Source organism: Stenotrophomonas sp. SY1 (genome assembly GCF_021202945.1).
Lineage (GTDB): Bacteria > Pseudomonadota > Gammaproteobacteria > Xanthomonadales > Xanthomonadaceae > Stenotrophomonas.
Window position 1 is genome coordinate 87,225 of sequence record NZ_JAJOYR010000004.1, and the last position, 18,515, is coordinate 105,739.

22 protein-coding genes and 1 other RNA gene are annotated in these 18,515 nt (G+C 62.1%); 10 read left to right on the plus strand and 13 right to left on the minus strand.

Annotated elements, in window-relative coordinates; all coding sequences use genetic code 11:
* Positions 1–130: 130 nt before the first annotated feature.
* From LR961_RS18920 to ykgO, 6 genes are all read right to left on the minus strand, one after another.
* Positions 131–1,363: a TraB/GumN family protein gene (locus LR961_RS18920; RefSeq protein ID WP_232151525.1), complete on the minus strand. Its 1,233-nt coding sequence runs from the start codon at positions 1,361–1,363 to the stop codon at positions 131–133.
* On the minus strand, positions 1,356–1,886 hold the full coding sequence (locus tag LR961_RS18925) for a GNAT family N-acetyltransferase (RefSeq protein ID WP_232151526.1): 531 nt from the start codon (positions 1,884–1,886) through the stop codon (positions 1,356–1,358). The genes LR961_RS18920 and LR961_RS18925 overlap by 8 nt, the downstream gene beginning before the upstream one ends.
* 13 nt (positions 1,887–1,899) lie before the next feature.
* Complete coding sequence (locus LR961_RS18930; RefSeq protein WP_232151527.1) at positions 1,900–2,787, minus strand: carbon-nitrogen hydrolase; 888 nt, start codon at positions 2,785–2,787, stop codon at positions 1,900–1,902.
* A gap of 180 nt (positions 2,788–2,967) precedes the next feature.
* A complete protein-coding gene (locus tag LR961_RS18935) occupies positions 2,968–4,008 on the minus strand; it encodes an agmatine deiminase family protein (RefSeq protein ID WP_232151528.1) in 1,041 nt (346 codons plus the stop codon).
* Between the two features lie 62 nt (positions 4,009–4,070).
* A complete protein-coding gene (locus LR961_RS18940) occupies positions 4,071–4,400 on the minus strand; it encodes a hypothetical protein (protein WP_232151529.1) in 330 nt (109 codons plus the stop codon).
* A 129-nt stretch (positions 4,401–4,529) separates the two neighbouring features.
* On the minus strand, positions 4,530–4,655 hold the full coding sequence (gene ykgO / locus LR961_RS18945; RefSeq protein ID WP_005409283.1) for a type B 50S ribosomal protein L36: 126 nt from the start codon (positions 4,653–4,655) through the stop codon (positions 4,530–4,532).
* A 189-nt stretch (positions 4,656–4,844) separates the two neighbouring features.
* On the opposite strand from ykgO, the gene cmk reads away from it, so the two are divergent.
* From cmk to galU, 8 genes are all read left to right on the plus strand, one after another.
* Positions 4,845–5,522 carry a (d)CMP kinase gene (gene cmk, locus LR961_RS18950; RefSeq protein ID WP_232151530.1) on the plus strand — a complete coding sequence of 226 codons (678 nt, stop codon included), beginning with the start codon at positions 4,845–4,847 and terminating at the stop codon, positions 5,520–5,522.
* A gap of 199 nt (positions 5,523–5,721) precedes the next feature.
* Complete coding sequence (rpsA, locus tag LR961_RS18955; RefSeq protein WP_232151531.1) at positions 5,722–7,401, plus strand: 30S ribosomal protein S1; 1,680 nt, start codon at positions 5,722–5,724, stop codon at positions 7,399–7,401.
* 93 nt (positions 7,402–7,494) lie between these two features.
* Positions 7,495–7,803 carry an integration host factor subunit beta gene (locus LR961_RS18960; RefSeq protein ID WP_232151532.1) on the plus strand — a complete coding sequence of 103 codons (309 nt, stop codon included), beginning with the start codon at positions 7,495–7,497 and terminating at the stop codon, positions 7,801–7,803.
* 80 nt (positions 7,804–7,883) lie between these two features.
* Positions 7,884–8,180 (plus strand): lipopolysaccharide assembly protein LapA domain-containing protein, encoded by a 297-nt coding sequence (locus LR961_RS18965; protein ID WP_232151533.1) that lies wholly within the window; start codon positions 7,884–7,886, stop codon positions 8,178–8,180.
* Between the two features lie 5 nt (positions 8,181–8,185).
* Entirely contained in the window at positions 8,186–9,364 is a 1,179-nt protein-coding gene (gene lapB / locus LR961_RS18970) for a lipopolysaccharide assembly protein LapB (protein ID WP_232151534.1), read from the plus strand.
* 3 nt (positions 9,365–9,367) lie between these two features.
* Positions 9,368–10,354 (plus strand): glycosyltransferase family 4 protein, encoded by a 987-nt coding sequence (locus LR961_RS18975; protein WP_232151535.1) that lies wholly within the window; start codon positions 9,368–9,370, stop codon positions 10,352–10,354.
* A 1-nt stretch (position 10,355) separates the two neighbouring features.
* A complete protein-coding gene (locus LR961_RS18980; protein ID WP_232151536.1) occupies positions 10,356–12,269 on the plus strand; it encodes a nucleoside-diphosphate sugar epimerase/dehydratase in 1,914 nt (637 codons plus the stop codon).
* Positions 12,269–13,147: a UTP--glucose-1-phosphate uridylyltransferase GalU gene (gene galU, locus LR961_RS18985; RefSeq protein WP_232151537.1), complete on the plus strand. Its 879-nt coding sequence runs from the start codon at positions 12,269–12,271 to the stop codon at positions 13,145–13,147. Before LR961_RS18980 ends, galU begins: the two co-directional genes overlap by 1 nt.
* 175 nt (positions 13,148–13,322) lie before the next feature.
* Here the strand turns inward: galU and ssrA are convergent.
* The 4 genes from ssrA to LR961_RS19005 form a co-directional block, all read right to left on the minus strand.
* Positions 13,323–13,676, minus strand: a transfer-messenger RNA (tmRNA) gene (gene ssrA, locus LR961_RS18990).
* A gap of 226 nt (positions 13,677–13,902) precedes the next feature.
* Complete coding sequence (locus LR961_RS18995; protein WP_232151538.1) at positions 13,903–14,115, minus strand: GDCCVxC domain-containing (seleno)protein; 213 nt, start codon at positions 14,113–14,115, stop codon at positions 13,903–13,905.
* A complete protein-coding gene (locus LR961_RS19000) occupies positions 14,108–14,392 on the minus strand; it encodes a cation transporter (protein WP_232151539.1) in 285 nt (94 codons plus the stop codon). The genes LR961_RS18995 and LR961_RS19000 overlap by 8 nt, the downstream gene beginning before the upstream one ends.
* Before the next feature lie 9 nt (positions 14,393–14,401).
* On the minus strand, positions 14,402–14,758 hold the full coding sequence (locus tag LR961_RS19005; RefSeq protein ID WP_232151540.1) for a mercuric transporter MerT family protein: 357 nt from the start codon (positions 14,756–14,758) through the stop codon (positions 14,402–14,404).
* Between the two features lie 41 nt (positions 14,759–14,799).
* Here LR961_RS19005 and LR961_RS19010 point away from each other — a divergent pair, with 41 nt between their 5' ends.
* Positions 14,800–15,252 (plus strand): MerR family DNA-binding protein, encoded by a 453-nt coding sequence (locus LR961_RS19010; RefSeq protein WP_232151541.1) that lies wholly within the window; start codon positions 14,800–14,802, stop codon positions 15,250–15,252.
* 68 nt (positions 15,253–15,320) lie between these two features.
* Here LR961_RS19010 and LR961_RS19015 read toward each other — a convergent pair whose 3' ends face one another.
* Complete coding sequence (locus tag LR961_RS19015) at positions 15,321–16,478, minus strand: site-specific integrase (RefSeq protein ID WP_232151542.1); 1,158 nt, start codon at positions 16,476–16,478, stop codon at positions 15,321–15,323.
* A 219-nt stretch (positions 16,479–16,697) separates the two neighbouring features.
* Here LR961_RS19015 and LR961_RS19020 point away from each other — a divergent pair, with 219 nt between their 5' ends.
* Entirely contained in the window at positions 16,698–17,543 is an 846-nt protein-coding gene (locus tag LR961_RS19020; RefSeq protein WP_232151543.1) for a hypothetical protein, read from the plus strand.
* Between the two features lie 11 nt (positions 17,544–17,554).
* Here LR961_RS19020 and LR961_RS19025 read toward each other — a convergent pair whose 3' ends face one another.
* Positions 17,555–17,809 carry a hypothetical protein gene (locus LR961_RS19025; protein ID WP_232151544.1) on the minus strand — a complete coding sequence of 85 codons (255 nt, stop codon included), beginning with the start codon at positions 17,807–17,809 and terminating at the stop codon, positions 17,555–17,557.
* Positions 17,790–18,494, minus strand: a complete 705-nt coding sequence (locus LR961_RS19030) for an HNH endonuclease (RefSeq protein ID WP_232151545.1) — start codon at positions 18,492–18,494, stop codon at positions 17,790–17,792. The genes LR961_RS19025 and LR961_RS19030 overlap by 20 nt, the downstream gene beginning before the upstream one ends.
* Positions 18,495–18,515 lie beyond the last annotated feature (21 nt).

Sequence of the window (18,515 nt, forward strand, 5' to 3'; positions counted from 1 at the left end):
GAAGCCCCTCTCCCGTGTACGGGAGAGGGGTTGGGGTGAGGGCGGGTTGTGAACAAGCCAAGTTGGAAGTCCAAAGCACCCTCATTGCTCCGCATCAGCTTCTCCCGCATGCGGGAGAAGGCACGGCGTCTCAGCCAGCCAACTTTCCATAAACGCTGAAGCCCGTCAGCCACAAACCCAGCATGCTGCCCAGGTTGGTCAGCACGAAGGTCAGCACGATGCGGGTGACGCGGTTGCGGTACCAGCCTTTCACCGTCTGTGCGTCGTCACGCAGTTCCAGGAAATCCTGGTAGGTCGGCTTGCGCAGTCGAGTTTCGACCAGGGCGGCGAATGCGCCGGTCGGGATGCTCAGGCGGAAGGGCTTGAACGGTGCCACGACAATCGCGGTAAGAATGCTCAGCGGATGGCTGGCCGCAAGCAACGCGCCGAGGCCGGCCAGGCCGCCGGTGTACATCGCCCAGGTCGCCAGCATCTGCGTGCCCATGCCCATGCCGCCCTTCCAGAAGCCGATGCCGATACCGGCCAGCACCACGGCGAGGATGGTCAGGGTGATCCACGGGATGTTGCGCTTCTTCGGCACCGACTCCAGCTGCTCGCGCAGCAGGCCCGGTGATTCGGTGTCGCTCTTGAGGTAGCGGGCAAGCCCGGCCAGGTGGCCCGCGCCGACCACTGCCAGCACGTTGCGCTGTTCGCTGTTGTGCTCCTCGCGCAGACGCGTGGCCATGTAGCGGTCACGCTCGCCGATGATGGTTTCGTACAGCGCCGGGCTTTCCTTGGCGAACTCACCAAAGCTCGATTCAAGCATGTCGCCCTGCTTGAGCTTTTCGATTTCGTCTTCGCCCACGTCCTCGGAGGAGAACAGGCCGGCGCCGAGCCCGGCGACCAGCTTCAGCTTGCCGAAGAAGCCCAGCTGCTGCGACGCGCGGCGGAAGGTCAGGCCGACGTCGCGATCGATCAGGTGCACCGGCAGGCCGTGTTCGCCGGCCAGCGTCACCGCGCGCTTGAGTTCGGCGCCGGGCTCGATGCCCAGTTGTTCGGCCAGGCGGCGCTGGTAGGCGGCCAGGGCCAGGTTGGCGGCGAACAGGGCCACGCGCCCCTTGCGGATCACTTCCACCAGGTCCAGCTGCGCCAGGGCGTTCGGATTGGTCAATGCCTGCAGGCGCTGCGGGTCCAGCTCAACGGCAACCGCATCGAACTGCCCGCTGCTGATGGCCTGTTCCACCGCCTGCACGCTCGCCTGCGAGACATGCGCGGTGCCGAGCAGGGTGTAGCGCACGCCATCGCGCTCGATGATGCGTACCGGCTGGCCGGCGAGCAGGTCGCTGGTCGCGTCGATGGGGGTGTCGTTCATTACGTCATTCATTCGTAGGGGCGCTCTCGGTGCCGTCGCCGAGCGCACGCTGCATCTGCACCGTATCCAGCCAACGGCCGTGCTTGCGGCCAAGGCCACGGAAGATGCCAACCAACTGGAAGCCGAAGCGTTCGTGCAGTTTGATCGACGCGGTATTGGTGGGCTCGCCGATCACTGCCACCATCTGCCGGTAGCCGCGCGCGGTGCATTCGTCGATCAGTGCCTGCATCAACGCGCCGCCCACGCCCTTGCCCTGGAAGCGGGCATCAACGTAGACCGAGTTCTCCACCGTCCATTGGTAGGCGATGCGGGCGCGGTAACTGTTGGCGTAGGCGTAGCCGGCGACCTGGTCATCCAGCGTGGCGACGATGTACGGAAAGCCTCGCGTGGTGATGTCCAGCATGCGCCGGGTCATTTCGGCTTCGTCCGGCACCTCGTATTCGTAGGTGTTGACCAGTTCCTCCACCTCCACCGCGTAGATGGCGGTGATGGCGGGGATGTCGGCCGTCGTGGCCGGGCGCAGCTGCAGGTTCACGGCAAGCCTTGGATTAGTCGATGTAACGCTTGAGCAGGTCGCCGTAGGCATCGATGCGGCGGTCGCGCAGGAACGGCCAGATGCGGCGCACGTGCTCGCTGCGCTGCAGGTCCACCTCGCAGATCAGCACGGTAGCCTCTGCGCCGGCTTCGGCCAGGAACTCACCCTGCGGGCCGAGCACATGGCTGTTACCCCAGAAGTCGATGCCCGACGCCCCCAGCGGCGAAGCCTCGTGCCCGACGCGGTTGCAGCTCAGTACCGGTACGCCGTTGGCCACGGCATGGCCACGGTGACTGAGCACCCAGGCATCGCGTTGGCGATTCTTTTCATCCTGCACATCGTCCGGGTCCCAGCCGATGGCGGTCGGGTACAGCAGCAGCTCGGCGCCGGCCAGCGCCATCAGGCGCGCGGCTTCCGGGTACCACTGGTCCCAGCACACCAACACGCCGAGGCGGCCCACCGAGGTATCGATCGGCTTGAAGCCGATGTCGCCCGGCGTGAAATAGAACTTCTCGTAGAAGCCCGGGTCGTCGGGGATGTGCATCTTGCGGTACTTGCCCAGCAAGGTGCCATCCTTCTCGAAGACGACTGCGGTGTTGTGGTACAGGCCGGCGGCGCGGCGTTCAAACAACGAACCAACCAGGACGACGCCGTGCTTCTTGGCCAGCGCGCCCAGGCGCTCGGTGCTCGGGCCGGGGATCGGCTCGGCCAGGTCGAATTCGTCCACCGACTCGTGCTGGCAGAAGTACGGCCCGTTGTGCAGTTCCTGCAGCAGCACCAGCTTCGCGCCCTGCGCGGCCGCCTCGGCCACGCGCGCTTCAATCACTGCCAGGTTGGCAGCGGCATCGCCGTGGTTGCGCTCCTGGATCAGGGCGACGGTAAGGGGGCTGCGCGAGTTCATGTGGGGCGATCCTGCGGTGGAAAACGCGCATGGTAACGCGGATGCGCGAGTGCGATGTGGTGGTGGCTTAACGCGCGGTGCATGCTGCGCAGGGCTGTGCCCGGCGGCTTTTTGCAGGATGCGTGCCAGCCCGTGGCGGGCAAGGCGCCGAGCAGGGCTCAGCGCTACCGGTTCGGTCGATCAGTTGCTCAGCAGGCCTGCGGGCAACTGCATGGTGATGCAATGCAGGCTGCCGTTTTGCCAGATCAACGAGCGGCAGGGCACCTGCACGATCTCGTGGTCCGGGAACGCCTGCGCCAGCACGTCGCGCGCGGCATCGTCGGCGGCATCGCCGTAGGCCGGCATCAGCACCGCACCGTTGACGATCAGGAAGTTGGCGTACGAGGCGGCCAGACGACGACCTTCGTCCAGCACTGGTTGTGCCCACGGAAGCGGGAACAGGCGGTACGGCTGGCCATCGGCGGTGCGCAGTGCGGCGAGCTCGGCGCCCATCGCCTGCAGTTCGGCGTAGTGCGAATCCTGCGGGTCGTCGCAGTTCTGGTAGACGATGCTGTCGACCGAGGCAAAGCGGGCGAGGGTGTCGACGTGGGCGTCGGTGTCGTCGCCTTCCAGATAGCCGTGATCCAGCCACAACACGCGGTCCTGCTGCATCCACTGCGCCATGTCGGCGCTGAGCGATTCGCGGTCGCGGTCGGGGTGGCGTTCGTGCAGGCATTGCCACGTCGTCAGCAGGGTGCCGGCGCCGTCGGTGTCGATCGCGCCGCCTTCAAGGGCGAACGGAATGCTGCGCACTTCGGCGCTGGCGTTGAACACGCCGGCTTCATGCAGCACACCAACCAGCTGATCGTCGAGGCTGGCCTCGAACTTGCCGCCCCAGCCGGTGAAACGGAAGTCCAGCAGCTGGAAGCTGCCATCGGCACGCTTGAGCGTGATCGGGCCGGAGTCGCGCAGCCAGGTGTCGTCGTACTGCGCGGTGACAAAGCGCACGCGCTCCATGTCGATACGGTTCGAGCGCAGCCGCATTTCGGCGTAGGTCTCGATGTCGTCATCTGCCACGCAGATCAGTGCCGGCTGGAAGCGGGTGATCGCGGCGACCAGTGCGATATAGGTCTCTTCGACCTCGGCCAGGCGCTCGGCCCAGTCGGTGTCGGCATGCGGCCAGGCGATCAGTACGCCGGACTGGGTTTCCCATTCGGCGGGAAAACGGAGCGTGTCGTTCATTTTCTCGTGCATATCCGGGGCGGCGGAGTTGTTTCATCCGCCGCCGTGTTGGAGCCGATACGTCAGCGGATCGGCGGTTTGGGGCCGATCTCATTCGGCGCGGCCTGATTGGCGACCACGTCGATGACCCGCTGCTTCTCGAAATAGACCGTGAACGCCGGGTAGACCCAGCGGTTGATCGTCGGCCACTGGCGCTTCTGGCCGCCGCGTGGCTCCAGTCGCTCCTGTGGGGCGCCGAAGCGGGCTTCCACCTGGCTTGCGGTTTCGCCGCGAGCAGGCAGGGCGCTTGCGGGTTTTTCCTGCGCGCGGTCGATCAGCAGCGTGTCGGCGATGGCCGACGGTGCCGCAATCAGGGCGGTGATCAGGGTCAGTGTTTGGAACGTTTGCTTCATGGTCGCTTCTCCCCAGAGGACAGGGTGACGATTACAGCAAAAATGCGGCAACAAAAAACCGCCCGAAGGCGGCTTTTTGTGAAAAGCCGAAACCCTTGCGGATTCCGGTGTCGGCTTGCGCCGACCGGCTCAGCGCTGGCGAGCCTTGAAGCGCGGGTTCGACTTGCAGATCACGAAGATCTTGCCGCGACGGCGCACAACCTTGCAGTCACGATGACGGGCCTTCGCCGACTTCAGGGAGGACAAAACTTTCATGGCATACCTCGGCGGATAACTGTGGAAATCTCAGGAGCGCGGCCGCGGATATGCAGGATGACGCTCGTTCAAGCCCGCCATTCTACCGGGTAATTCTGCGCCGGTTCAAGTGGTTGCGCGATCAAACACAACGGGGCGGTCGTTCGGGGCGCTAGAATAGCCGATATTCGTTCAGATTCAGGCAGCCAGATGAGCCAACTCCCCCCCGTTCTCACCATTGATGGCCCGTCCGGAGCCGGCAAGGGTACCGTCAGTCGGATCGTTGCCCGGCAGCTGGGCTGGCATTACCTGGACTCCGGTGCGCTGTACCGGGCGGTGGGGGTGGCGGCCAGTTGGGCGGACCTGGATACGTCCGACGCTTCGGCGCTGGTGCGCTGCACGTTCGATACCAAGGTTCAGTTCGCCGAGCAGGGCGAAAGCCTGCGGGTGCTGGTCAACGGCACCGATGCCACCGACGAACTGCGGCTGGAGACCACCGGGGCGCTGGCCTCGGCGATTGCGGCCATTCCGGAGGTCCGGGGGGCGCTCAAGGAGCGCCAGCGCGCATTCAGGGTTTCCCCTGGGCTGGTGGCCGACGGCCGGGACATGGGGACCGTCATCTTCCCTGATGCCCCATTCAAGGTTTTCCTGACTGCGAGCGCCGAGGAGCGGGCGCTCCGCCGCCATAAGCAGTTGAAGGAAAAAGGGGTTTCTGTTAACTTTGATGACCTCCTGCGCGAGATCATGGCCCGCGACGCCCGTGATGCACAGCGCGCAGTGGCGCCCCTGAGGCCGGCCGACGACGCCGTCCTCATCGACACCAGCGGTATTGGCATCGATGAAGTCGTTGCCAAGGTGCTGGCTCTGGTTTCCACGACGGAAGCCTGATCCGCGCAATGTTTGAAGCGGCCAGTACAGTGGCTGCAGTCGCAGAAGAAAGCGATGTTGCAACAACCCCGCTGCGCAATGGTGTGCGGTGGGCTTTTTCATTCACATGCGGCCGCTTTCATCAGGGTCGTCCAACAGGCTGGACAGTCCGGGTTTTCGCAACAGATCCGCTGTCCGTGTGTCCAACTGAGTAAATCTAATGACCGAATCATTTGCCGAACTGTTTGAAGCCAGTCAAGCCAACCTGGCCAAGCTGAAGCCCGGTGCCATCGTTGTCGGTACCGTCGTTGACGTCCGCGGCGACGTGGTGGTGATCAACGCCGGCCTGAAGTCCGAAGGCATCGTGCCGATCGAACAGTTCCGTAACGACGCTGGTGAAATCGACGTGGGCGTGGGCGACCAGGTGAAGGTTGCCCTCGACTCGATCGAGAACGGCTTCGGCGAAACCGTCCTGTCGCGCGAGAAGGCCAAGCGCGCGATGGTGTGGGACGAGCTGGAAGAAGCGTTGGAAAAGAACGAAACCATCACCGGCCGCATCAGCGGCAAGGTCAAGGGTGGTTTCACCGTGGACATCAAGGATGTCCGCGCATTCCTGCCTGGTTCGCTGGTCGATGTGCGCCCGGTGCGCGACCCGGCCTACCTGGAAGGCAAGGAGCTGGAGTTCAAGCTCATCAAGCTCGACCGCAAGCGTAACAACGTGGTCGTTTCCCGCCGTGCGGTTGTCGAGAGCGAGCATTCGGAAGAGCGCGAGCAGCTGATGGACAAGCTGCAGGAAGGCGCGATCCTGAAGGGTGTCGTCAAGAACCTGACCGACTACGGCGCATTCGTGGACCTGGGCGGTATCGACGGCCTGCTGCACATCACCGACATGGCATGGAAGCGCGTGCGCCATCCGTCCGAAGTCGTGAACGTCGGCGACGAGCTGGACGTGCGCGTGCTGAAGTTCGACCGCGAGCGCAACCGCGTTTCGCTGGGCCTGAAGCAGCTGGGCGAAGATCCGTGGGACAACATCGCACGTCGTTACCCGGCCAACAGCCGCGTGTTCGGCAAGGTCTCCAACGTGACCGATTACGGCGCGTTCGTTGAGATCGAGCCGGGCGTGGAAGGCCTGGTGCACGTGTCCGAGATGGATTGGACCAACAAGAACGTCAACCCGTCCAAGGTTGTGCAGGTTGGTGATGAAGTCGAAGTGATGGTGCTGGACGTCGATGAAGAGCGTCGCCGCATCTCGCTGGGCATGAAGCAGGTTGCCGCCAATCCGTGGGAAACCTTCGCTGCCATCCACAAGAAGGGCGACAAGGTGTCGGGCCAGATCAAGTCGATCACCGACTTCGGCATCTTCATCGGCCTGGACGGTGGCATCGACGGCCTGGTGCACCTGTCGGACATCAGCTGGAACACCACCGGCGAAGACGTGGTCCGCAACTACAAGAAGGGCGACACCCTGGAAGCCGTCGTTCTGGCGGTGGATCCGGAGCGCGAGCGCATCTCGCTGGGCGTCAAGCAGCTTGAGCAGGATCCGTTCGGCCAGTACATGGCTGCCAATCCGAAGGGCTCGAAGGTCGAGGGCGTGGTCAAGGAAGTGGACGCCAAAGGCGCAACCATCGAACTGGCTGACGGCATCGAAGGCTACGTGTCGGCTCGCGACGTTGCGAACGAGCGCGTTGACGACGCTACGCAGTTCCTGAAGGTTGGCGACAAGGTCGAAGCCAAGTTCGTGGGCATGGACCGCAAGGGCCGTACCCTGCAGCTGTCGATCAAGGCCAAGGACGATGCCGAAATGCGCGAAGTGCTGGAGGAATACCAGTCCGCTTCGGGTGGCACGACCCAGCTGGGCGCGCTGCTGCGTGCGCAGTTGAACGGCAACAAGTCCGAGTAATATTCGGGCATCCTTGTTGTAGATGTGACCTGGGCGGCCCGGATATCTATCCGGGCCGCTTCAGGGTCAGACCCTGCCATCGGCGAGTACGCAATGACAAAGTCCGAACTGATCGAAATCCTTGCGCGCCAGCAGGCGCACCTGAAGGCCGATGATGTCGATCTGGCGGTGAAGTCGTTGTTGGAAATGATGGGGGGGGCTTTGGCTTCCGGTGATCGCATCGAGATCCGGGGCTTTGGCAGTTTTTCCTTGCACTACCGCCCGCCGCGCCTGGGCCGCAACCCGAAGACGGGTGAGTCGGTCGCTTTGCCGGGCAAGCATGTCCCGCATTTCAAGCCGGGCAAGGAGCTGCGCGAGCGCGTGAGCTCGGTGGTGCCGTTGCTGGAAAACGATCCGGCCTGAGCCGGAACAGTGGCGTATCTGCTGCGAATTCATCCGTTGATTCGGTAAGCTAGGGGCTCTTTCCAGGGAGCGGCTGCCGCATGAAGATCGTCCGTTTATTGATCCTGCTGGCAGTCCTGGTGGGCGGCTTGGTGATTGGCTCGCTCAATTCCCAGCCGATCGAGGTCAGCCTGGCCTTCTGGGTACTGAAGACCACTTCCGGCATCGCGATCATTGCGTCGCTGCTGCTAGGTGCGTTGATCGGCGGCGGCATGGTGATGGCCGGGCTGGTCATCCCGATGTATACGAAGCTGCGTCGCGCCAACAAGGCCGCTTCCGTTGTTGCTGCCGAACCGGCAGCCAGCAAGCAGCCTTCTTCTCCTTTTGACGGGCGTTGACCGAAATGGCTTTTATCAGTGAGTGGTTCTGGTTCTTCCTGTTCCTGCCCATCGCCGCCGTCTGTGGCTGGGTGATCGGTCGCCGCGGCGGCCAGCGGCACAGCGAGAACCAGGTCAGTCGTCTGTCCAGTACGTATTTCCGTGGTTTGAACTACCTGCTCAACGAGCAGCCGGACAAGGCCATCGAACTGTTCCTGCATATCGCGGAGCTGGACAAGGAAACCTTCGAAACGCAGGTGGCCCTGGGGCACCTGTTCCGTCGTCGCGGCGAAGTCGATCGCGCCATCCGCTTGCATCAGGGGCTGGTCAATCGTGGTGACCTGAGTGATGCGCAGCGTGTCCAGGCGCTGCTCGCCTTGGGTGAGGACTACATGAAGTCCGGTCTACTGGACCGCGCCGAAACCGTGTTCACCGAACTGGCCCAGCTGGATCAGCGTGCGCCGCAGGCGCTCAAGCATCTGATCAGCATCTACCAGGCAGAGCGTGATTGGGAAAAGGCGATCGAGAACGCCACCCGCTATGAGGAAGTCACCGACGAGCCGATGGGCAAGCTTATCGGTCAGTTCGAGTGCGAATTGGCCGAGCGCTTCCGTGCGGCCGGTCGTCTGGATGAAGCGCGTGCGGCGATCAATCGCGCCAATGCCGCTGATGCGATGAGTGTGCGCGCCGGCATCATCGAAGGCCGCCTGGAAAGCGATTTCGGCAATGACGAGGCAGCGGTACGTGCGTTCGAGCGCGCCGCGCGCAACGACCCGGACTATCTGCCGGAAATCCTGCCGCAGCTGGTGAAGAACTACCGCAATGTGGGTGACATCGCCGGCGCGCGCGCTTTCCTGGCCGAGATGACCGAGCACTACCGCGGTATCGCACCGGTACTGGCGCTGACCCGGTTGATGGAGGAGCAGGAAGGCACCGCTCCCGCGCGGGCCTACCTGGGGCGCCAGCTGAAGGATCGTCCGTCAGTACGTGGCGAATCCGCATTGATCGACCTGACTCTGGCCGAGGGTGCCGACCCTGTGGCCACCTTGCAGGACCTGAAGCACATCACCGATCAGTTGCTGGTGCGCAATCCTGCATATCGTTGTACCCGTTGTGGTTTCGGCGCGCGGACGCATCACTGGCAATGTCCGAGTTGCAAGGAGTGGGGCACGGTCAAGCCGCTGTTGAATTACGCGGTGCTCTGATCTGTGCATTGGCATCACCTGATCCTGCCGCTGCTGGTCGTCTGCCTGGCTGCCGTCGTCACCTGGGGGGCGATCCACTACGCATTGCGTCGGCAGCTGTTTGATCTCCCCGGCGCGCGCCGAAGCCATAGTGTGTCGACTCCGCGCGGCGGTGGCATCGGTATTGTTGTCTCCCAGTTGTTCGCCTGCGGCGCTGTGGCGCTGCTGTATCCGGGCGTGTCAACAGTGTCGCTGCTGTTCGCGCTGGGCCTGCTGATGGTGGCGGGTATTGGCTGGTGGGATGACCACCGCCCGTTGCCGGCGCTGCCGCGACTCGGCGTACATCTGTTGGCGGCGTTGCTGTTGGGGTTTCTTGTCTGGCAGGGCACTGGCAGTGCTGCCAAGGCGGCGTTCTGTGTCGTGCTGGCGGTGTCGTTGATCAACATCTGGAATTTCATGGATGGAATCAACGGCCTGGCGACCACCCAGGCCATTCTGGTGGGGGTCGGGGCAGGACTGTTGCTGCCTGGGCCCTATGCGCTGGCTGGTTGGTTGCTGGCAGCTGGTTGTCTGGGCTTCTTGCCCTTCAATTTTCCGCGCGCCCGGATATTCATGGGCGATGTGGGCAGCGGGGCGTTGGGCTACCTGGTGGCCGGGGTGCTGGCGCTGGGGTTGAGCGTGGGAGATGCGGCGCTTCCGTTGTGGCTGATGCTGCCGGCTGCGTTCTGCATCGACGCAGGCTTCACCCTGTTGTCACGGATTCGTAAGGGGGAGCGCTGGATGCAGCCGCATACCCAACATTTGTATCAACGATTCGTGAAACGTGAATGCAGTCACTCGGTTGTTACGGGGGGTTATGCGCTCTTCACCCTGAGTGGACTTACACTTGCAGTGTTGTTTTCAAGGCTTTCCCTAGGCTGGGGATGGGCAGGGGGCGTTGCATGGCTGTCTGCTGCGGCAGCGGTCTGGTTGTTCCTGCGCAGGCAATACTTCAATAAGGACGATGATTGACATGGCATCCTGGCACGAACGTTTTGCGGGAGGCGGGTTGCGTTATGCAGTGATGCTGCATGACCTGGTGATGGTCTGGCTGTGTTGGCAACTGCTGTTTGCCGCCCGCTACGCGATGTTGGACAACGCACCCGTGTTGCCGCTGTTCTCGCTGGATGTGGCGGGGGTGGTGGTGTTGCAGGCGTTGGCGTTCTGGAAAGTGGGCCTGTACCGGGGGCTCTGGCGCTTCGCCAGCGTTGCCGACCTGATCAACATCTTCAAGGCCAGCTTCATTGGTCTGCTGGCCATCCTTGTCTTGTTCTCCTATCGCCGCTTGGACGGGATACCCATTTCCGTGCTGGTGGTCTATCCGTTCGCGCTGTCGGCGCTTCTGGGGAGCCCGCGGCTGTTGTACCGGGCGTGGAAGGATTACCAGACCGTGCAGTCCGATGCGCGTGCGCGTCGGGTGCTGGTGCTCGGTGCCGGGCAGGCCGCAGAGTCGTTGATCAAGGATATCCGCCGTTCCGGCGACTATGAGCCGGTGGGGTTGCTGGACGACTCCTCGCATCTGCAGGGCGCTCAGCTGCATGGCATTCCGATTCTGGGCATGCTCGGTGACGTGGCTGCCGTGGCCAAGGAAACCGATGCCAAATTGCTGGTGATCGCCATCCCGACCTTGGGAGCGGCGGGAATGCAGCGCGTGGTTGCACTGTGCGAGAGCACGGGGCTGCCGTTCCGTACCGTCCCGCGGCTCAACGACATCCTGGAAGGCAGCTCGTTGCCCGGGCAACTCAAGGAAGTGGCCATCGAGGACCTGTTGGGCAGAAAGCCGATCCTTCCGGATTGGGCGTTGATCCGCGGTTGGTTGCGAGGGCGGACCGTGCTGGTTACCGGCGGGGGCGGCTCGATTGGCTCGGAACTTTGCCGGCAGTGTGCGCGGCACGGCGCCGCGCGCCTTGTCGTTCTGGAGATCAGTGAGCTGTTGATGTTGAACATCCAGGCCGAGTTGCGTCGCAACTTCCCTGACCTGCAGGTGCAGGGTGTGCTGGGTGATTGCGGCGATCCGGCAGTGATCCGCCATGCCTTGAAGAGCTACAACCCGGACACCGTTTTCCATGCAGCCGCCTACAAGCAGGTGCCGCTGCTGGAGAATCAGCTGCGCGAAGCCGTGCGCAACAACACCCTGGCGACGGAGTGTGTTGCCACGGCCTGCACCGAGAGTGGCGTGGAGAATTTCGTCTTCATTTCCACCGACAAGGCGGTTGATCCGGCCAATGCGCTGGGGGCGAGCAAGCGTTACGCGGAAATGGTCTGCCAGAGCCTGAACAAGCGCGCCATGCAAACACGCTTTGTCACGGTGCGTTTCGGCAACGTGCTCGGGTCGGTCGGCAGCGTGGTGCCGCTGTTCCGCGAGCAGATCAGCAAGGGCGGGCCGATCACGGTGACCCATCCGGAAGTCAGTCGCTATTTCATGACCATCCCGGAGGCGTGTCTGCTGATCCTGCAGGCGGCGGCATCTTCTTCCCGGGGAGCGATCTACATGTTGGACATGGGCGAGCCGGTGCTCATCCGTCACCTTGCCGAACAGATGATTCGCCTGGCGGGCAAGGTTCCGGGCGCGGACATTCCAATCGTCTACACCGGCTTGCGCGCGGGTGAAAAGCTGCACGAAAGCCTGTTCTACGACGACGAGAACTGCCAGCCGACGTCCCACCCCAAGGTGCTGGAGGCCGGTGTGCGCGAGTTTTCGCCGGAACTGGTTCTGGGCAACATCGCTGCGCTGCGAAGGGCAGTGGCGAACTATGACGTCGATGCGATCCGCGACATCCTGTTCACCACCATTCCCGAGTTCAGCCCGGTCCAGGCGCAGGACGTTCGCAGTGTCACGGCCAATGTCGTGCCATTTCCCTCGAAAGAAGCAGGAAGGATTCATTGATGCACGGTCGGATTAGGAAGGCGGTGTTTCCCGTCGCAGGCTTGGGTACGCGCTTTCTGCCTGCGACCAAGACAGTCCCCAAGGAAATGTTGCCGATCATCGATCGGCCATTGATCCAGTACGCAGTGGATGAGGCCATCGAGGCCGGTTGCGACACGCTGGTGTTCGTCACCAACCGCTACAAGCACGCGGTGGCTGACTATTTCGACAAGGCCTACGAGCTGGAGCAGAAGCTCGAGCGCGCCGGCAAGCTGGAGCAGCTGGAGCAGATCCGCCACGTGCTGCCCAAGGGCGTGCGTGCGGTTTTCGTCACCCAGACCGAAGCCCTGGGTCTCGGTCATGCGGTGTTGTGCGCCAAGCCCATCGTCGGCAATGAGCCGTTCGCGGTGCTGCTGCCCGATGACCTTATCTGGAATCGCGGTGAAGGTGCGCTCAAGCAGATGGCCGACTTGAACGAGGCTACGGGTGCGAGCGTGATTGCCGTGGAAGACGTGCCCCACGACAAGACCGGCAGCTACGGCATCGTCGCCACGGAAGCGTTCGACGGGCGCAAGGGGCGTATCGCGCAGATCGTGGAAAAGCCCAAGCCTGAAGATGCGCCGAGTGATCTGGCGGTGGTGGGGCGGTACGTGTTGAGTCCGAAAATATTCGAGCTGCTGGAGCACACGGCGACGGGTGCCGGCGGCGAAATCCAGCTGACCGACGCAATTGCGCAGTTGCTCAAGACAGAGGAAGTGGATGCCTATCGCTTCCAAGGCACGCGCTTTGACTGCGGTACCCATCTGGGGCTGGTTGAAGCCACCGTGCGCTTCGCTCTTGAGAATGAAAAACTGGCTGGGCCCGCGCGCGAAATGATGCAGCGGATGCTGGCTGAGTAATCTATCGGGCGCATGATCCGCCGTATGTGTTGCGGCGGGTCAGCCTTGAGGTGCGCTGGCCTGGTCACCGATGACCATTGAAGTGGATCTCCGCTTTGCTGTTCGCACAACGAAAAAGGCCACCCGGTGCGGGTGGCCTTTTTCGTTGATGAAAAGGAAGCTTTCATCATTTCATTGGTGGAGGTGGGCGGAATTGAACCGCCGTCCGAAGGCACTCCATCCCCGGCACTACATGCTTAGCTCACCGTTGGGTCTCGTCCTGTGGCAGCACGGTGTGCAAAGCGCACCCCAGGACCAGCCTGTTTTGGTTAAGCCGTGACTGACAGGCAGCCGTCACAGCCGGTTCCGTGATAATGACCCTACATCCACGAGCACGGGCACAAGTGGGTTCGGGGCTTACGCCTTAAGCGGCGAGAGCGTAGTTGTCGTCGTTGGCAACTAGAGTTTTGCAGCTGGATTTACGAGGAAAGCTACCCCCTCGGCATGCGCCAAGCGACTTCACAACCCCCGTCGAAACCAATGCACCCCCGGTTAGACGTTGATCAGAAACGGTTTTTAGCCTCGGAATGACCAAAAGCTGACTAAAGACCTCGCTGACGGGGTGGATGCTACGGCAAAGAGCCTGAACAGTCACCACCCGCGGCTGTCGTCGATTGCCCTAGGGTCTTCGTTCGAGGGCTCTTCAAGTGGGCCAGTAGGGCATCCTCCCGAGAGCTGGCCAGGCTGATATCGATCCAAAGCGGACATTCAATTCGCTATCTGCAGCAGGGCGCCTGTTGCTGGATGGGCGGGCACGGAACCGAGCCGTATGAGCAGAAGACGCAGCAATCGCCTCGCTTGGGGCTTAACACCGCAGCGCAGCCGGTACATTCGTAGAAGAACTGACAAGAAGTTGTCGGCATCGTTTCGGTTGCCTGGTGCCCGCACTCCGGGCACGTCAGGGTGCTCTGTAGTTGCAACTCAGCCACCGTTCGGCCTTGCCTTCGCCGGAAAGCCCGCGTCTGAGACCGTGCGCGCCAACGCGGGAACGTTCGTCCGCTCAGCGTCGAAACTCACGGTGACGGTGGCAGCCTTGGCATCTACCTGCACATTCGACACGCCGGGAACCCTGTCGAGTGCCTTCTCAATGGTGATGCTGCAGGTCGGGCATGTCATGTTCTCGACATCGAGCACGGCTGTCCTTGGCGTTGCCGCCAGCACGGTGCCTGCAAAAAAGGTCATCAGGACAACCAGGAACTTCTTCATCATCTTCTCCTACAAGAGCCAGGATACGTAGTACGGGAAAAGCAGCAGCAGCGCGATTACGACCGTTGCAATCCAAAGCCAACTCCGGCGGCGACGCAGCACGCGGGGATCAACGCATACGCCGTCAGTTCGGCATCGGGAGTTTGGCCCGTAGACGCTCCAGAACGCCCACCCCAGGCACGTCAGCGTGGCCGCGCTAAACCAAGGGCGCCATGCATCCAGGGCGGTGAGATTGCTGATCCAGGCGCCACTGATGCCAGCCAGCACTAGGACGAGCGGGACGACACAACAGATGGACGCACCGATGGTGGCTAGGCTAGCGCCGACGATTGCGGTCAGCGCCGATTTATCGGGGGTCTTGAACATCGGTGCATACTAAGATCCGTACCTGAGTACGGAGTCAAGCTGTGAGCCTAACCATCAGCAGATTGGCCGCCTCGGCCGATGTCCATGTCGAGACTGTGCGCTATTACCAGCGCCGAGGCCTGTTGCCAGAACCACCCCGGCCGCTAGGCGGGATACGTCAGTACGGCACGGCTGAAGTCGCGCGGCTCCAGTTCATCCGGCGTGCCCAGACGATGGGTTTTACCTTGGACGAGATTGCGGGGCTGCTAGAGGTTAAGGGCAAGCGCGCCTGCGAGCAGACCCGGCAGATGACGGAGCATAAGCTCGCTGACGTTCGGGTACGGCTCGACGAGCTTCGGCAACTGGAGCGCGATCTAGTGGCGCTGATTGCAGAATGCAGGCGAGCCTCAGCTGACGCGGACTGCCCAACACTCAGCCTGCTGGAGAAAATCGATGGCTCTGGCAACACGCAAGCCTCGATTCAGAAACAGCGCAGCCCGGCTGCGCGCGGCTGACCGCTTATGGCTGATCGCCGCCGTTCGTCTCGTAGTCATGGTTCGCACCCATCATCAGTTTGGGTCGCTCAATCGAAGTGCCATGCCTGAGCTAGTTTTTTTCCTGCATCTGGGACCATCGAAGGTATCCATCTGGCATATTTTTTGGCCGTGATAGTCCAGTCGCGGTGCCCCATTTGCTTGGCCACCCACATTACGTTCTCGCCGGCGCTCAAGGCCTGCGAGGCAAACGTGTGGCGCATCTGGTACGGGTAGCGGTACCGGACGCCGGCCTTCTTGAGGGCCCGCTGCCAGCTGCCGGCGCGGATTGTTTGATCGGATCCCCAACGGGCATTGGTCTTGGGGTCATGGAAAACGAACTCGCCAGCCAGGAGGGTATGCGCGCGCTGGGCCTTCAGAGCGGCAAGGGCCGGGGCGACCAGCGTGACCTCACGCAGGCCTGAGTCAGTCTTGGGTGCCTTCATTTTCCCCATGACCCATGCGCGCCGGATCTTCACGGTGCCGCGCTTCCAGTCAATGTCTGACCAGCACAACCCGATCATTTCCGACGTGCGTAGGCCGCTCGCGAAATTGAAGTGACAGTAGTTGCGGACCTGAGGTTCGTCGATCCCGTCCAGGATTGCTGCCACCTCCATTGGGCTAAACGGGTCCACTTCCTCGGTGGCATTCACCTGGGCCCGCCGACGGATCTTGAAGCCATCCAGAGGGTTGGTCTTGACCAGGTCGTCGTCGACGGCATCATCGAGGGCGCCACGGAGCGGGCCGAGGACGTTGTTGATCCGCTTGGCCGTGATCTCAGAGCCTAACTTGGCTACCAGCTCCCTAACTTGCGTACGGTCGAAGTCGCGCAGCGCGATCGTACCGATGCGCGGGACCAGGATGTTCTGCACGATCCGCGTATAGCCAATGATGGTGCTGTGCTCGAGCTCCATACCCTTTCGAGCCAGCCACCGATCGAGGACCGTTTTCATGTCGTCCAGGGTGGCGGGCTTCTCGATAACTAAGCGGGCTCGCTTGCTGGTCGGAAAGTGCGCCGCATAGTCGAACAGGCCCTTTTCGATCTCGATCTTGATCTGGCCAAGAAGGTTCTCGCAGAAGCGGATGTTGCGAGGGGTAGGGGGGAGCTTGATGCGCTCCCGGCACCTCGCGCCGCGGTAGTAGAAGTCTATTTCGATGCTGCCCGATGTAATTGGGCGGACACCGCTGCCCCGCTTTGCACCCACCATTCGTAACCCTCTATGTCCATCAATATCCGGCCGTCTGGGGCCTTCGTGTAAACCGCCCCCTCCAGCCAGTCGCCGCGCTTGATCTTCGACCTGGTCGCGTCGGGGGTGTAGCCGGTCAGTTCTTGGAACTTCTCGATCGTTACAAAGCGGGGGGGCCTCAGCAGCCCTCGGATTGAGGTGGCACGCTGCAGATCACCCATAGAGGTGCCCCATGGCAGAATGCCTGCCAATCCACAGGGGGATCAGGGAATGGAATCGAGAGGGATACTTGGCGCGATCGGCTATCTGGTGCGCCCGCTGATCCTTGGCCCTGTTTGTTTCGCTATCGGGGCTGGCGTGGTGGTGCTGATCTTGGGTATTCCTGGCCTGACCTCTGCAGAGTCCGCCGGCTGGGCGTCGGCTGTAGCCACGGTGTTGGCCGTAGGTGTGGCCTTGCTGGCTATCGCCAGCGAGAACAGACACAGGGTTTCCGAGCGGAATAGAGCCGATGGCATCCGAAATGAGGAACTGCTGGCTGCGGGTCTGAGGGCGCGTGCAGAGCTTGAGCGTCAAGAGGCTGCTAGAAAATCGCAAGCGCGGCGTCTCGCAAAAATATTCGATCGTGAACTGACCGAAGCTGCGCGGGAACTGATTGCGCTGATAAAGCTCACTGAGAAGGTGACTGCTCACAATTTGGAGGAATACAAGGCTATCTACGCCGAGCCGCTCCGAATGTCTGTTTTCACAATGCACGAAAGATTCGTGGACCATTTGGACGTATTTCCCGACATTACGGCCATTTCGATCGTCAACAACATGACGAACTGGTCGACGCTCACTCTTATGTCTGAGGGCATGAAAACGGCACCTCGACTCGATTTCTTCGCTATCCGTCACAAACTTCTCGCCGAGTTCCGCGAGACTCTGGTGATCATCGGCGAGACCAAGACTGAGCTTCAAACTTACTTCGCCGACATCCCTGGCATAAAAATGTTTGACTTGGACGAAATTCGCGAAATGAATGCCGCCAAGGCCGACTTCGAGTTGCGGCGACTCGCAGAATCGGCGGCTGACGGTAAAGCCTAGAAGGGGCTTGCTCATTGGCGGCGTCCAGGAAGCGCGGGAGTGCCCTGCTGCGTATCCACTGCGACAGTGGTGCGGCCGACTTCGTGGTGGAGCTCAATTGCGTCCAGCTCGACCTTGACCGCGGCAATGTACGTGGTGGCCACCAATGACGTGGCTTTTGCACGCTCGATGGTCTGAGCCATCTTTTCCAGCGAAGTGTTGTCGTCGCCAAGGCTTTCCAGCATCGCGACCAGGTGGTCGCGGACGTCACTGACTTTGTTCTTCATCGCGCTGCTCCTTCGTGCGGCGATTGATCTTTCGGGTAAGGCGGGCCTTGAGCATCACGAGCTCGGCCAGATCCTTCGGATATCTGGTGTGGTAGCTGTTGCGGCGCATGTTCTCGGCGAGCGTCACGACCTCGAGCCGGTCGACGGTGATTTCGGCGGAAACAAAGGTCTTCATGCCGGGCTTGAAGATCACGATGTGGCCTTCCGGTACCGAGCCGTTTGCTGCCTCCCATGCCATGACGTGCACGGGGCGCCAGCGATTCACTGGGAAGAGATCCGGATCGTCGGTCACCTTGCGCATCAGTACCTTTCGCTTGGGCTCCACTTTCTCGGTGCCGATTGGCACGTAGTTGCGTGCCTCATGTGCTGCACGGCCTTTCTTGAACTGGGTCTCCTTCATGCGCCCCGCGTGCCATCCGGGGCGCCGCAAACCCTTGTTGACCGGTACCTGCCCAGGTTGGAAGCGCGCGGCGACGCTCTTCGGGGCCTGCGTTCCGTTCCAAAGGTGTGCCAGTGGGTGCTGGCTGAACTGCGGCGACTTCGACAGGCGCAAAGTCTTGGCGCGCCGATGCACGGAACCGAGCGTGCGCCCCAGCACATGAGCAACGAGGAACGCAGGGAAGAGGGGGTAGTTGAGCCGCATGGTCTCGTCCTCGTCCTCAGTCCACGGAGCGCGGTGCTTCATTGCGCCTCCAGGCATAGGCAG